Origin of the sequence: Xanthomonas cassavae CFBP 4642 (assembly GCF_000454545.1) — a bacterium.
Classification (GTDB): Bacteria; Pseudomonadota; Gammaproteobacteria; order Xanthomonadales; family Xanthomonadaceae; genus Xanthomonas; species Xanthomonas cassavae.
Genome location: NZ_CM002139.1, coordinates 4,619,964 through 4,633,753 on the forward strand (window position 1 = coordinate 4,619,964; position 13,790 = coordinate 4,633,753).

General features: G+C 64.6%; 12 protein-coding genes and 1 pseudogene. 3 read left to right on the forward strand and 10 right to left on the reverse strand.

The genetic code is table 11. The features are described from left to right. Positions 1–172: 172 nt before the first annotated feature. A pseudogene (locus tag XCSCFBP4642_RS25490) lies at positions 173–1,417 on the forward strand (thioredoxin family protein). A gap of 55 nt (positions 1,418–1,472) precedes the next feature. On the opposite strand, the gene cyoE reads toward XCSCFBP4642_RS25490, so the two are convergent. The 4 genes from cyoE to XCSCFBP4642_RS0120560 are packed head-to-tail and all read right to left on the reverse strand — an operon-like array spanning position 1,473 to position 4,871. Beyond that, the gene (gene cyoE / locus XCSCFBP4642_RS0120545; protein ID WP_029221424.1) at positions 1,473–2,369 is read right to left on the reverse strand and encodes a heme o synthase; all 897 of its coding nucleotides are present in this window, start codon (positions 2,367–2,369) and stop codon (positions 1,473–1,475) included. A gap of 2 nt (positions 2,370–2,371) precedes the next feature. Next, positions 2,372–3,535 (reverse strand): COX15/CtaA family protein, encoded by a 1,164-nt coding sequence (locus XCSCFBP4642_RS0120550; protein WP_029221425.1) that lies wholly within the window; start codon positions 3,533–3,535, stop codon positions 2,372–2,374. 10 nt (positions 3,536–3,545) lie between these two features. After that, entirely contained in the window at positions 3,546–4,121 is a 576-nt protein-coding gene (locus XCSCFBP4642_RS0120555; protein ID WP_029221426.1) for a hypothetical protein, read from the reverse strand. 27 nt (positions 4,122–4,148) lie between these two features. Beyond that, complete coding sequence (locus XCSCFBP4642_RS0120560) at positions 4,149–4,871, reverse strand: SURF1 family protein (protein ID WP_029221427.1); 723 nt, start codon at positions 4,869–4,871, stop codon at positions 4,149–4,151. A gap of 60 nt (positions 4,872–4,931) precedes the next feature. Here XCSCFBP4642_RS0120560 and XCSCFBP4642_RS0120565 point away from each other — a divergent pair, with 60 nt between their 5' ends. Then, the gene (locus XCSCFBP4642_RS0120565) at positions 4,932–5,150 is read left to right on the forward strand and encodes a twin transmembrane helix small protein (protein ID WP_029221428.1); all 219 of its coding nucleotides are present in this window, start codon (positions 4,932–4,934) and stop codon (positions 5,148–5,150) included. Between the two features lie 97 nt (positions 5,151–5,247). Here the strand turns inward: XCSCFBP4642_RS0120565 and XCSCFBP4642_RS0120570 are convergent, their stop codons facing one another. Genes XCSCFBP4642_RS0120570 through XCSCFBP4642_RS0120595 form a run of 6 tightly spaced genes read right to left on the reverse strand, consistent with a single transcriptional unit; the run spans position 5,248 to position 10,000 of the window. Next, positions 5,248–6,123, reverse strand: coding sequence for a cytochrome c oxidase subunit 3 (locus tag XCSCFBP4642_RS0120570; protein ID WP_029221429.1), 876 nt, complete (start codon positions 6,121–6,123; stop codon positions 5,248–5,250). Positions 6,124–6,159: 36 nt separating this feature from the next. Continuing rightward, a complete protein-coding gene (locus XCSCFBP4642_RS0120575; protein ID WP_029221430.1) occupies positions 6,160–6,756 on the reverse strand; it encodes a cytochrome c oxidase assembly protein in 597 nt (198 codons plus the stop codon). Then, a complete protein-coding gene (locus XCSCFBP4642_RS30415) occupies positions 6,753–6,887 on the reverse strand; it encodes a hypothetical protein (protein ID WP_008577456.1) in 135 nt (44 codons plus the stop codon). Before XCSCFBP4642_RS30415 ends, XCSCFBP4642_RS0120575 begins: the two co-directional genes overlap by 4 nt. Before the next feature lie 19 nt (positions 6,888–6,906). After that, a complete protein-coding gene (ctaD, locus tag XCSCFBP4642_RS0120585; RefSeq protein WP_029221431.1) occupies positions 6,907–8,511 on the reverse strand; it encodes a cytochrome c oxidase subunit I in 1,605 nt (534 codons plus the stop codon). A gap of 39 nt (positions 8,512–8,550) precedes the next feature. Then, the gene (gene coxB, locus XCSCFBP4642_RS0120590) at positions 8,551–9,507 is read right to left on the reverse strand and encodes a cytochrome c oxidase subunit II (RefSeq protein WP_029221432.1); all 957 of its coding nucleotides are present in this window, start codon (positions 9,505–9,507) and stop codon (positions 8,551–8,553) included. 16 nt (positions 9,508–9,523) lie between these two features. Beyond that, on the reverse strand, positions 9,524–10,000 hold the full coding sequence (locus tag XCSCFBP4642_RS0120595) for a DUF2244 domain-containing protein (protein ID WP_029221433.1): 477 nt from the start codon (positions 9,998–10,000) through the stop codon (positions 9,524–9,526). 289 nt (positions 10,001–10,289) lie between these two features. Between XCSCFBP4642_RS0120595 and putA the strand changes: the two genes are divergently transcribed. Continuing rightward, a complete protein-coding gene (putA, locus tag XCSCFBP4642_RS0120600; protein ID WP_029221434.1) occupies positions 10,290–13,490 on the forward strand; it encodes a bifunctional proline dehydrogenase/L-glutamate gamma-semialdehyde dehydrogenase PutA in 3,201 nt (1,066 codons plus the stop codon). The last annotated feature ends 300 nt before the right edge of the window (positions 13,491–13,790 follow it).

A 13,790-nucleotide genomic window follows, 5' to 3' on the forward strand; every position in this document is an offset into this window, starting at 1 on the left:
CATGCTCGTTCCCGCCTGAGACAGGCATCACCACCGACATCCGCTCGGGATGGCAGCAGTTCGCATTGCCCGCGTTGACCAACATCCCGACAGCTCGCACTTTCCGACGTGCAGTAGAGCGCCGCGACCCGGTTCGATGCTGCGTTCGACTTTCGTCACAGAGAGCGTGTCCATGGCTGTCTCATTGCGTTCGCCGCCTCCTGCGCTGTGCGTGCTTTTTCTGCTGCTTGCGACACTGAGCGCCTGCGAAAGAACCACTCCAGGCGCGCCGCCCGGTACGGCCGCCACGCCTGCAGCCATCGCGGCCGGCATCGACTGGAACGAAGGTCACGTCAAAAAGGTCTTCGAAGAAGCCCAAAAGACCGGCAAACCGGTGCTGCTCTACTAGGACGATTGGGCGCTACTCGCCGGTTACAGCTGGCTCCACGACAATCAACTGGTCGATGCCAAGCAGGCCCCCGTCGTGCTGGCAAGCTTGGCAAAGACAGCGCCGCAGCCAGCATTACAACGGCAATTCGGCCTGCTGGCGGTGCTCGCCGACAGGCAGCAACCGGTCGCCACGCCTGCAACGCGTGCCTTGCTGCAGGCGGTAAATCGCCGACCCGGCCGACGTCCGGACCAACCTGCATGTCCCAGTCTCCGGTGCAGCCACCCTGAGGCCTCGGCCAGCGACGATGCGCGCGAGCGGGCCAGCCTGTCCGAGGCGTTCAATCGGGCATTGGCGCAGGCCTATGCCGATCCCACGCTGCCGATCGTGGACCGGCTGCGTCCCGCGTTTGCAATGATCGCGCTCGCACACCTGTCTCAGGGGGAGCCCGAAGCCAGCGAGCAAGAAGGACCGCAGCCGCTGCCGGCCGACGTCATCGAGACCGTGCATCAACGTATGCACTGGGCCGTTGCAACGGCCAAGACTCCCGAAGAGCGCCAATCCGCGATCGAGAGCGCGGTCGATCTATTGGTGGAGGTAGGTGACAACAGTGCGGCCGAACAGTTGCTGCTGGCCGAATTGGGCCGCAGCAAGATGCCATCCTGCTGCATGCCTTACCTGGGCCACCTGCCCGAAGAACGCGGCGACAGCAAGACCGCGCTGTCCTGGTTCAAGAACGCGTACGCCATACCCGGCAGCGAAGGAACGCTTGTGCAGCGCGGCGCCACGTATCTGGATGCCATGATCCGCCTCAACCCGGACGATGCCGCAGGTATCGAAGCGCGTGCAGGCCAGGTGATCGGCGATCTGGCCGAACAGCCCGATGGCTATCTGCGCAAGAACCGCAGGCACTTCAACCCGGTAGGCGCGTCGCTGCAGGCCTGGAGCAAACAGCATCCGGCGCAAGGCAGCGCAGTGCTGGCGCGCTTGCGGCAGAAGGCGCAAACCCTCTGTAGCAGCAGGACCGATTGCGTCGCCTGGCTGGGCTAAGGGAGCAGGCGCCCAGCACGCCTGCAGCGCACACTGCCGGCCGCTGTAAAGGACACTAACGCACCCACGGCAACAACAGGTGATCGACCATCAGGAAGGCAAACAGCGCCATCAGATAGACGATGGAGTAGCCGAACATCTTCATCGAAAACAATTCGTCCGGCGGATCGAGCATGCGCCAGGCGTACCAGAGGAACACCACGTTGAGCACCAACGCACCGCCCAGGTAGAACATCCCGCTCATGCCCACCACCACCGGCAGCAACGTCACGAGCGCCAGCAGCACTGTGTACACCAGGATCTGCTTGCGCGTATGCGGCACGCCATGGGTCACCGGCAACATCGGGATCGCGGCCTTGGCGTAATCGGCGCGGCGGAAGATCGCCAGCGCCCAGAAATGCGGCGGCGTCCAGATGAAGATGATCAGCACCAGCAACGAGGCATTGATCCAATCGGCGCTGGTCGGCAAGCCGGTTACCGCGGCCCATCCCAGCATCGGCGGCGTGGCGCCGGCCAGACCGCCGATCACGATGTTCTGCGAGGTCGCGCGTTTCAGGTAGACGGTGTAGATCACCGCGTAGCCAATCAGCGAGGCGAAGGTCAGCACTGCGGTGATCACGTTCACCCACATCACCAGCAGGGTCATGGAGATCACGATCAGCGCGCCGGCGAACACCAGCACCTGCCACGGCCGCACCTTGCCCACCACCAGCGGACGCCACGAGGTGCGTGCCATCTGCGCGTCGATCTTGGCATCGAGCAATTGATTGATCGCCGCCGCTGCCGAGGCCGCCAGCCAGATGCCCAGAAAGCCCAGCACGCCGGTGCGCACCTGCACCCAGGACGGCATGCCGGGAATGGCCAGGAACATGCCCACCAGCGCGGTGAACACGATCAATGCCACCACCTTGGGTTTGGTCAGATCCCAGTAATCGCGTGCGCTGACGGCCATGCTCACTCCGGCGCGCGCAACCGCGCCAGCAGGGAGACCAGCACGAACAACAGTGCCACTGCGCCACCGTTATGCAGCACCGAGACTTCCAGCGGCAGCGCCAGTTTGACGTTAAGCATGCCCAGCGCTACCTGCACGGCCACCAGCAACGCCAATGCGCTTGCCCATACCCGCATGCCCGGCTGGCGCGACAATCGCCACGCCAGCCACCACAGGTACAGCGCGGTCGCAATCGCCCACAGCCGGTGCGCCATCTGGATGGCGATACGCGCCGCGCCATCGAGCACGCCACCTTCGTAATCCACGCCGATACCGCGCCACAGCGTGAAACCCTCGCGGAAGTCGTGCGGCGGCCACCACTGGCTGACGCAACGCGGGAAGTTGTCTGCAGACCAGCTGCCGCCGCCGCACGCCAGCGCGGCGTAGTTGGCGCTGACCCAGCCACCGAGCGCGATCTGCAGGCCCAGCACCGCCACGCCCAGCCGCAGCAACCATTTCAACCGCGAGGCGTCGGCCAGCGTGATCGGCAAGTGCGTGGCACGCCAGGCCATCCACACCAGCAGCGAGAACATCAGCATGCCGCCGAGCAGATGGCCCATCACCACGATGGGCTTGAGCAGCAGCGTCACCGTCCACATGCCCAGCAGCGCCTGGAAGATCACCACCGCCAGCGTCAGCACGGCCGCGCGCGCCAGATCGATATTGCTCCAGCGCAACGCAGCCAACAGCAGGATGGCTTCGCCCGCCAGCGCCACGCCCATCGCCCCCCCCTGCCACCCGGACATGTACAGCGGGATCGACAACGCCACCAGTACCGCGGCCGAGACGACCTGGGCAATGCCCATGCGACGGCGGCGCGCGGCCAGCAGCGTCAGCACCAGCACCTCCACACCCAGCGCCCCGGCCAGGAAGCGGTGCACCTGCTCGCGCCAGGCCTTGTGCGACTCCAGCGGCCGGATCTTGCTGGCCACATGCGTGTTGGCTTCGTCGGTGGTCTGCGGCCAGGTCACGCGGCCGTAGCAGGTCGGCCAGTCCGGGCAGCTCATGCCGGCATCGGACAGGCGCACGAACGAGCCGAACAGGATCGTGCTCGCAGTGAACAACGCTGCCAGCCAGGCCATGCGGTGGAAGTGGCGAAATAGTGCCGGTGGCGCGAACAGATTCATCGAAACGGGCTCACATCAGTTTCAGCAGCTTGGCCAGATCCGAACGCAGGCCGGCCGGGTCGAAGCCCGGGGCATAGCGCAGGATTACGAAGCCATTGGGGTCGATCACATACACCGGCACGCCGGCCGCATCGTCTGCATGCGGCAGCGCGCCGCGCAGCTGCAGGTCGTCGCGCAGCACGCGCAAGGCCGGCATCGACGGCAGCCCGGCCGGCGGCGTACCGATCCACAGCACCTCCACCTTGTCGGCGCGATGGCCCAGCAATTGCCACACCTTGTCCAGTTCCGCGGCCAATGCCACGCACTGCTGCGCACACCCTGCAGGCGGAGCCAATGCGATCCGCCATACGCGCTCGCCAGGTGCCCATGCATACGGCTGCCAGTCCGCGCGCACGGGCGTCAGCGCGCGCAGGTCGGCAGGCGGATTGAGCAATTGGCCATTGTTGCGCATCGATGCCGGCTGCCAGCCGGAGAAGCGCAGCACGCCGGCCAGCAACATCGAGCCGAAGAACAGCACCGCCAGGGCAATCAGCATTCTGCGGCCGCGTTTGACCGCGTGCGGTGTGGCCGATGGAGAGGTGGTCATAGCGGCGATTTTCTCATGCCGCAGGCGTCAGTGCCCGCGCCTGCGTCGTCGCGCACGCCAGCTCAGCAGCGTGGCGGTGCTCAGCACCGCAAGCGCCAGCCCGAACCATTGCACCGCGTAACCCAAGTGCCGCGCGGGCGGCAGCGTATTCGGCAGCACGTCCAGATCGCGCACGTAGCCCATCGGCAACGCCGGATCCAGACGCAGCACCTGCGACGAAATGTCGCGCCTGCCCAAGGCCTCGCACACGGCCTGCGGGTCCAGCCGCGTGGCCAGCCAGGTGGCCGCAGTGACGGTGGGCGCCAGTGCAGGGCCGATCGCCAGACCGGCCGACGGTGGTGCACTGACCAGGCCCCGCACCGCCCGCACGCCGTCGAGCGCCGCGATACTGGGCAGCTGCCGATTCGCCGGCAACGGCAGCCAGCCAAGATCGACCAACAGCGTCCCCGCTGCCCCCTCCACTGCGGCCAGTTGATACACACGCACACCGGCACGCCCATCATGCAGTTGGTTATCCAGTAGGACCTGTTGCGGCAGGAAGCGCACGCGCCCACTGACCCAGCTCAGCGCCTGCGGGCTGGCCAGTGCCTGCACCAGGGTCAACGGCTCCTCCCGCACATGCGCCGCGCGTTCCAGCAGCGCCTCCTTGCTATGCATGCGTTGCAGCTGCCACTGCCCCAGCGACGCAAACCCCGCGCTCACCAGCACCGCCAACGCCCAGCCCAGCACCGTCGTGTGCTTGCGCGTCATGACAAGCGGCGCAAAAAGGCGTGCAATGCGACAACCATGCCGACGACCACCGGGGCTGCTGTGAACGATTCGCTCAAGACGCTGCTGATTGTCGCCTTCCTGATCGTGATTCTGTGGAACCTGGGGGCCGGTCTCTACTACCTGCTCACCGACCGTGGCCAGACCAAACGCACCGTCACTGCACTCACCTGGCGCATCGGCTTATCGGTCGCACTGATCGCGATCGTGATCATCGGCATCTACACCGGCTGGATCAAGCCGCATGGCATCGGCCGCTGACGCGGCCGATGGGATTGGGGATTCGGCATGGGGGATTGGCAAAAGCGCAGGCGCCTGCTCTTGCGAATCCCGAATCACCACTCCCGAATCCCCGCCCTCAAAGAACATACACGAACAGGAACAACGCCAGCCACACCACGTCGACGAAGTGCCAGTACCACGCGGCCGCTTCGAAGGCGAAGTGGTTATCGCGGGTGAAGTGGCCCTTGGCCGCGCGTAGCCACATCACCGCCAGCATGATCGTGCCCAGCAGTACGTGCATGCCATGGAAACCGGTGAGCATGAAGAAGGTGGAACCGTAGATGCCCGAGCCCAGGGTGAGATTGAGCTCGGTGTAGGCGTGGATGTACTCCTCCGCCTGCAGGAACAAGAACACGCAGCCCAGCAGCACCGTCAGCCCCAGCCACAGCAGCAGCGCGCCGCGGCGCCCGCCCTTCAGCGCGTGGTGGGCAATGGTCAGGGTCACGCCGGAGCTGAGCAGGATCAAGGTATTGATCAGCGGCAGGCCCCAGGCCGGAATGGTTTGGAACTGCCCACCGATCGTGCCCGGGCCATTGGTCGGCCAGGCGGCCGAATAGCCGTTCCACAGCAATTCGTTGGTCATCACGCCATCGCCCTCGCCGCCCAGCCAGGGCAGCGTCAGCACGCGCGTATAAAACAGCGCACCGAAGAAGGCGCCGAAGAACATCACTTCGGAAAAAATAAACCACACCATTCCCATGCGGAACGAACCGTCCACCTGGCGGTTGTAGTTGCCGGCGTTGGACTCGCGAATGACATCGCCAAACCACATGAACAAGGTCGCCAGCAACATCGCCATACCGGCGAAGAACGTCCAGCGCCCCCACGCCGCGTCGTTGAGCCAGCTGGCCACGCCGATCATCATCACGAACATCGCAATCGAGCCGACGAACGGCCACTTGCTTTGGCTCGGGACGAAATACGCATCGGCGTTGGGACTGTGATCGGCCATGGCGTTGCTTCCGTGTCGTGGTAAGGGTGGATGGATTTACGGTGCGGCGCGTGGCGCACCAGAGGCGCCTCCGCCCTGCAATTCAGAGGTCAGCGCGTCGTTGCGGTAGAACGTATAGGACAAGGTGATGGTGGTGACTTCCGGCGGCAGCGCCGGATCGACGATGAAACGCAGCGGCATGTCGCGCGTCTCGCCGGCCTGCAAGGTCTGCGCGGTGAAGCAAAAGCATTCGGTCTTGTTGAAATACCCCGATGCGCGCGCCGGCGCGACCGACGGGACCGCGCTGCCGACCACTGCGCGCGCGCTGTCGTTGCGCGCGAAGTACAGCGCTTCATTGAGCTCGCCAGGCACTACATCCATCGTCATCTGCTCGGGATGGAAGGTCCACGGCAATTTGGAATTGACCCCGGCATCGAACTCCACCCGCACCGTGCGCTTGCCTGGCACGGCGAGCGCGCCCGCGCCTGCCCGCGCGTTGCCGGGCGCGCGCTCCATGCGAATCCCGAAGACCTTCTCGCAAGCGATGCGATACAGCGGCACCAAGGAAAACGTCAGCACGAACACGCCCAGTACCACGGCAAGCAGCTTGAACAAGCCAGCCGTGGGTGCAGGCGCGGGCGCGCGTGCATTCACCGCCCGATGACTCCGGATGCGATGAACCCGGCGTAGATCAGCAACGCGATGATGCCGACCGTGATCGCCGTGCGTCGCACCGCGCGGCGCTGCTGCGCCTGCCGCTCGGCCGCAGAAAGCAGACGCGTCACTGCCGGCTCCGAGGCAGACTCAGTGACCGATGTCTTCATGCGCAAGATCTCCAGGCTTGATCACCGGCGGCACGGTGAAGGTATGCGCAGGCGCCGGTGACGGCACCGTCCACTCCAACCCCTTGGCACCTTCCCACGCACGCGCATCGGCACGGGCGCCGCTGCGCAGCGAGGCGAACAGGATCGCCGCCATCAGGAACGGGGTGGCGAACATGCCGAAGGCACCGATCGAGCTGACCAGGTTCCAATCGGCGAACACCACGTTGTAATCGGGGATGCGCCGCGGCATGCCGGCCAGGCCGAGGAAATGCTGCGGGAAGAACAGCAGGTTGACGAAGATCATCGTCCACCAGAAGTGGAACTTGGCCCAGGCCTCGTTGTACATGCGCCCGGTCCATTTCGGCCACCAGTAGTACACCGCCGCAATCAGCGCGAACACCGCGCCGGTGACCAGCACGTAATGGAAATGCGCCACCACGAAGTAGGTGTCGTGATACTGGAAGTCGGCCGGCACGATCGCCAGCATCAGGCCCGAAAATCCACCGATGCTGAAGAGAATCACGAACGCCACCGCCCACAGCATCGGCGATTCGAAGGTCAGCGAGCCCTTCCACATCGTGCTGACCCAGTTGAACACCTTCACTCCGGTCGGAATGGAGATCAGCATCGTGGCGAACATGAAGTAGATTTCGCCGCCGAGCGGCATGCCCACGGTGAACATGTGGTGCGCCCACACGATGAAGCTCAGGAACGCGATCGCGGCGATCGCATAGACCATCGCCTGATAGCCGAACAGCGGCTTGCGGCTGAAGGTCGGAATGATCTCGCTGACCACGCCGAACGCTGGCAGGATCATGATGTAGACCTCCGGATGCCCGAAGAACCAGAAGATGTGCTGGTACATCACCGGGTCGCCGCCGCCGGCCGCATTGAAGAAGCTGGTGCCGAAGAACTTGTCGGTCAGCAGCATGGTCACCGCACCGGCCAACACCGGCATCACCGCGATCAGTAGGAAGGCGGTGATCAGCCAGGCCCAGCAGAAGATCGGCATCTTGAGCAGGTCGATGCCCGGCGCGCGCATGTTCAGCACGGTGGCGATGATGTTGATCGCGCCCATGATCGAGCTGACGCCGGCCACGTGGATTGCAAACACGCTGAACGCCACGTTGTAGCCGCCCTGCAGCGACAACGGCGGATACAGCGTCCAGCCCCCGGCAGGCGCGCCGCCGGGCAGAAACAGCGTCAGCAGCAGCAGGGTGAAGGCCACCGGCAGCAGCCAGAACGACCAGTTGTTCATGCGTGGTAACGCCATGTCCGGCGCGCCGATCTGCAGCGGAATCATCCAGTTGGCCAGGCCGACGAAGGCCGGCATCACCCCGCCGAAGATCATCACCAGCGCATGCACGGTGGTCATCTGGTTGAAGAATTCCGGCTTGACGAACTGCAGCCCGGGCTGCATCAGTTCAGCGCGAATCACCACGCTCATCGCCGCGCCGATGATGAACATCACGAAGGAAAACAGCAGGTACAGCGTGCCGATGTCCTTGTGATTGGTCGAAAAGAACCAGCGCTCGACGAAACCGGGCTGGTGGTGTCCGTGGTGATCGACTGCGGTATGCGCCATGACGGAACGACCTCTGCGAAGCGGTGCGGTTGCGTGCGGTTAAAGAGCGGCGGTCGGCGCGGCAGCCGGCGTCGCGGGTGCGGTTTCAGGCGCTGCATCGCCCGCCGGCGCCGGCGTTGCAGGAGTGGGTACCGCGGGAGCCGGCGCCGCACCTGCGGGCGCCGCCTGCGCAGCACCACGACGCGAGGCCAGCCAGCGCTGGAATTCGGCCTTGGGCAGCGCTTCGACCACGATCGGCATGAACCCATGGTCCTTGCCGCAGAGCTCGGCGCATTGCCCGCGATACACGCCCGGCTGTTCGATATTGGTCCAGGCTTCGTTGACGATGCCGGGGATCGCATCCTGCTTCCACCCCAGCGCGGGCACCCACCAGGCATGGATCACATCGTCGGCAGTGATCACGAAGCGGATCTTGGTGTTGACCGGGAGCACCAGGCGGTTATCGACATCCAGCAGGTAATGCGGCTGCGAGGCGGCCGTGGGGCGCTCGCCACTCTGGCGGATGCGGTCCGATTCGCGCGCCAGGCGGCTGGTGAATTCCACGCCCTGGCCCAGATATTCGTATTTCCACATCCACTGGTAGCCGGTCACCTTGACCGTCATTTCCGATTCGCGCGTGTCATACATCGCAATCAGCTTGGCCGTCGCTGGCCAGGCCATGGCAATCAGCACCAGCACCGGAATCACCGTCCACAGCACTTCGGCCCGCGTGTTGTGGCTGAACTGTGCAGCCACCGCGCCCTTGGACTTGCGGAACTTGAAGATGGCATAGCCCATCGCGCCGAACACCAGCGCGCCGATCACCACGCAGACCCACAGCGCCACCATATGCGCCTCGTAGGCCATGCGCGCGGTCTGGGTCACCCCGCGCCCCATGTTGAGCTGCCATTCCTTGGGGTCGGCCGATTGCGCCAAGGCCGCCGGAGCGCTCGCCAGCGTCGCCAAGGCCAGTCCCCACCCCTTGCACATCCACTTCAAGCTGCTGCGTTGCGTCATTGCCTAGACCCTTACGTCATCGGTGACGGCCATTGGCGGCCGCGAGCAAGCGTTTCAGGGTATCTGCCAGTTCCACACGTTCGGCCGGCCCGAGAAAACTTCCGATCTCGATCTGCCTGCCGCTGCTGACCAGCACCACCCTCTCGTCGCGTTCCATGCATAACCGCACCCAATGCGGATGTGCCTGAAACGCTGGTGGCGCATGTCCGGATGGAAACACCTCGACAACGGTCTCCCCTACCCGGATCGCTTCTTCGCGCTCGCCACTTCGCCACAACTGCCGTAGCGCCAGCGCCACCACACCACTGTGCAACAGGGCGAACACCGGCGCGTATGCATTGCCGGTCCACCACCCCAGGCCCGCAAACAACCACATCGTTCCAGCCAGGACCGCAAACAACAGCACGAACTGCCTGGCCGACAATGCCCGTGGAGGCCGCAACCGCAATTGCGTCCCGATCCCTTCGGACATCAATGGCAGTACTTCGATCATTGGCGACACGCAGCGGACTGCGGGAACAGCCCGACGGTAGACCCGCGCCGACGCGTGCGGCAAGCGTTTCCGGCAATCATTCGATTGCTGCAGTGCAGCTAAAAACACGCGTAAATCAGTCACTTCCCGGTGCATGTGCCGATGCCCGCGGCTGCGGCCGGCAAGGATCGAGTCTGTTTTGGGCCTGCGCCGGCCACGTGCACAAAACGGCGGAAAAGTTGCCGCTTCCACACAAGTGCGCAGGGGTACGGATCTCTAGAATGAGCAAGGATTCCCAGGCACCCTTCGCATGAACGCTCAGCTCGACCCGCTTGCCTCTCCCTCCGTTGCGCGCCCGCTGCTGGCGCCCGAGCTGCCTGCCGCACCCGGCGCATTGCGTGCGGCGATCACCGCCGCCTGGCTCAAGGACGAAACCGAGCACGTCCGCGCATTGCTCGACCAGGCACGTCTGCCCGCCGCCGATCAGGCCAAGGTGCAGGCGCTTGCCGCCGACCTGGTCACCCGCGTGCGCGCCCGTGCGCAGGATCAGGGCGCAATCGAAGCCTTCATGCGCCAGTACGACCTCGGCAGCGAGGAAGGCGTGTTGCTGATGTGCGTGGCCGAAGCGCTGCTGCGCATTCCCGACCAGGACACCGCAGACAAGCTGATCCGCGACAAGCTGGGCGATGCGGACTGGAAGAAGCACATGGGCGGCAGCGACTCGGTGCTGGTCAACGCCTCTACGTGGGGCCTGATGCTCACCGGCAGGCTGGTGCAGCTCAACGACCTCACCCGCGCCGATGTGCCTGGTGCGTTCAAGCGCCTGATCGGCCGCGTCGGCGAGCCGGTGATTCGCCTGGCCGTGCGCCAGGCCATGAAGATCATGGGCCATCAATTCGTCATGGGCCGGACCATCAGTGAAGCGCTGTCGCGTTCGCGCAAAGGCGACAATGCCGACTATCGGTATTCGTTCGACATGCTCGGCGAAGGCGCGCTCACCATGAAGGATGCGCAGCGCTATCTGCAGGCGTATCGCGATGCGATTCATGCGATCGGCCGTAGCGGCAGCTTCGTCGGTACCGACGTGTTCGCAGCGCCCAGCATCTCGATCAAGCTGTCGGCACTGTATCCGCGCTACGAACATGCCAAGCGTGCGCGGGTGATGGCCGAGCTGGTTCCAGGCGTGCTGGAGCTGGCGCAGCTGGCCAAGTCCTATGGCATCGGCTACACCGTCGACGCCGAGGAAGCCGACCGTCTGGAACTGTCGCTGGACATCATCGAAGCCACCTTTTCCGATCCCTCGCTGGACGGCTGGGAAGGCTACGGCCTGGCCGTGCAGGCGTATCAAAAACGCACGCCGTACACGATCGATTTTCTCGCCGATCTTGCACGCCGTGTCGGGCGACGCATTCCGGTTCGCTTGGTCAAAGGTGCGTACTGGGACGCGGAAATCAAGCGCGCGCAGATCGAAGGTCACCCCGGCTACCCGGTGTTTACTCGCAAGCAAAATACCGACGTGTCGTATCTGGCCTGTGCGCGTCGCATGTTCGCGCACAACGACGCGCTCTATCCGATGTTCGCCACCCACAACGCGCAGACCATCGCTGCCGTGCGTGCGATCTCCGGTGGCAAGGTCTATGAGCACCAGAAGCTGCACGGCATGGGCGATGACCTGTACGCCGAAGTGATTCCGGCCGATCGCCTGGGTTTGCCGTGCCGCGTGTATGCGCCGGTCGGCTCGCATGAGGATCTGCTGCCCTATCTTGTGCGTCGCCTGCTCGAGAACGGTGCCAATTCCAGCTTCGTCAATCGCATCACCGATGAGTACGTCGCCATCGAAGAGTTGATCCGCGATCCGGTCGAAGCGGTGTCGTCGTTTGCTTCGATCCCGCATCCCAAGATCCCGCTGCCGACCGACCTGTTGCGCAGCCAGAACCAACACAGGAAAAACTCCATGGGCGCCAATCTCGCCAGCGACAACGATCTGCGGCAGCTAGCCGAGCAACTCAATGCCGCCATCAAGCCGTGGAAGGCCGGTCCACTGGTGCCCGGCGCGGTGATCAGCACGCAGAGCGAGGCGGTGCGCAACCCGGCGGACCGACGCGAAACGGTCGGGCACTGGCAGCCGGCCGATCCGGCCACCGTGCAGACCTCTCTGGCAACCGCCGCTGCCGCGCAGCCGGCCTGGAACCGTACGCCGGCGGCCAGCCGCGCCACCATCCTGGAGCATGCCGCCGACCTGCTCGAAGCACGCATGCCCGAGTTCATGGCGATCTGCGTCAGGGAGGCCGGCAAGACCCTGCCCGACGCCGTAGCCGAGGTACGCGAGGCGGTCGACTTCCTGCGTTACTACGCCGCCCAGGCACGCGCCCAGTTCGGTGCACCCGAGCGTCTGCCCGGGCCAACCGGCGAATCCAACGAACTGCAGCTGCATGGCCGCGGTGTCTTCGTCTGCATCAGCCCCTGGAACTTCCCGCTCGCCATCTTCCTCGGGCAGGTCGCCGCCGCATTGGCTGCCGGCAACAGCGTCATCGCCAAGCCAGCCGAGCAGACCAATCTGATCGGCTTTGCGGCGGTCAAACTGCTGCACGAGGCTGGCGTACCGGAAGCGGCTGTTCAATTCCTGCCCGGCGATGGCGCCACGGTCGGTTCCGCACTGACCAACGATCCGCGCGTGGCGGGTGTGGCCTTCACCGGCTCCACCGACACCGCACGCATCATCAACCGCACCCTCGCCGCGCGCGATGCGGCGATCGGCATGCTGATTGCCGAAACCGGTGGCCAGAACGCCTTCATCGCCGACTCGTCCTCGTTACCGGAAGCGGTCGTCAAGGATGCGATCTCCAGCGCCTTCATGTCAGCCGGCCAACGCTGCTCGGCGGCCCGCGTGCTGTTCGTGCAGGACGACATCGCCGACAAGGTCATGACCATGCTGGCCGGCGCGATGGGAGAGCTGAAAATCGGCGATCCTGCACTGCTGTCCACCGATTTTGGTCCCGTCATCGACGCAGATGCGCTCAAGATCCTCGACGATCATGCGGCACGGATGGATCGCGAAGCTCGCCTGATCGGCACCACCATCCTGGATCCAGCCACTGCCAACGGCAGCTTTTTCGCACCACGCGCGTACGAGCTGACCTCGCTTGCGCAGCTGCAGCGCGAAATTTTCGGGCCGGTCCTGCATGTCATCCGCTGGAAAGCCGACCAACTCGACGCCGTCATCGATCAGATCAATGCCACCGGTTACGGACTGACCCTGGGCGTGCACTCGCGCATCGACGAGACCATTGATCGCATCACCACGCGTGTTGCGGTCGGTAATGTCTACGTCAACCGCAATCAGATCGGTGCGGTCGTGGGCGTGCAACCCTTCGGCGGCCAGGGCCTGTCAGGCACCGGCCCGAAAGCCGGCGGCCCGCATTACCTGCTCCGTTTCGCCACCGAGAAGGTTGTCACCGTCAATACGACGGCCGCAGGCGGCAACGCTTCGCTTCTGACACTGGGCGACTGAGGGCCAGGCCCGCAACTATCTCAGGCCATCTCTCTTGGCTTGCTGAGGAAAACAAGAACCCCGCATCGCGGGGTTTTTTGTTGTGCCCCGATGTCCGCATAAGGTGCTGTGCCCGTAGATCTGCATTGCGCAGAAGTCAGCGGGAGGTCAGTGCCACACAACAGCATCGCTGCCGGCACCCAACTCTCGGCACCGAGATGAAAGTTCCGGGGCCAGAGTTGAGCAAGAAGCTCAACGTTGGACCACGTCAGTGACCTGCGTAAACCGACGCGTCAGGTACTGCGTTACATGTCGATGAGC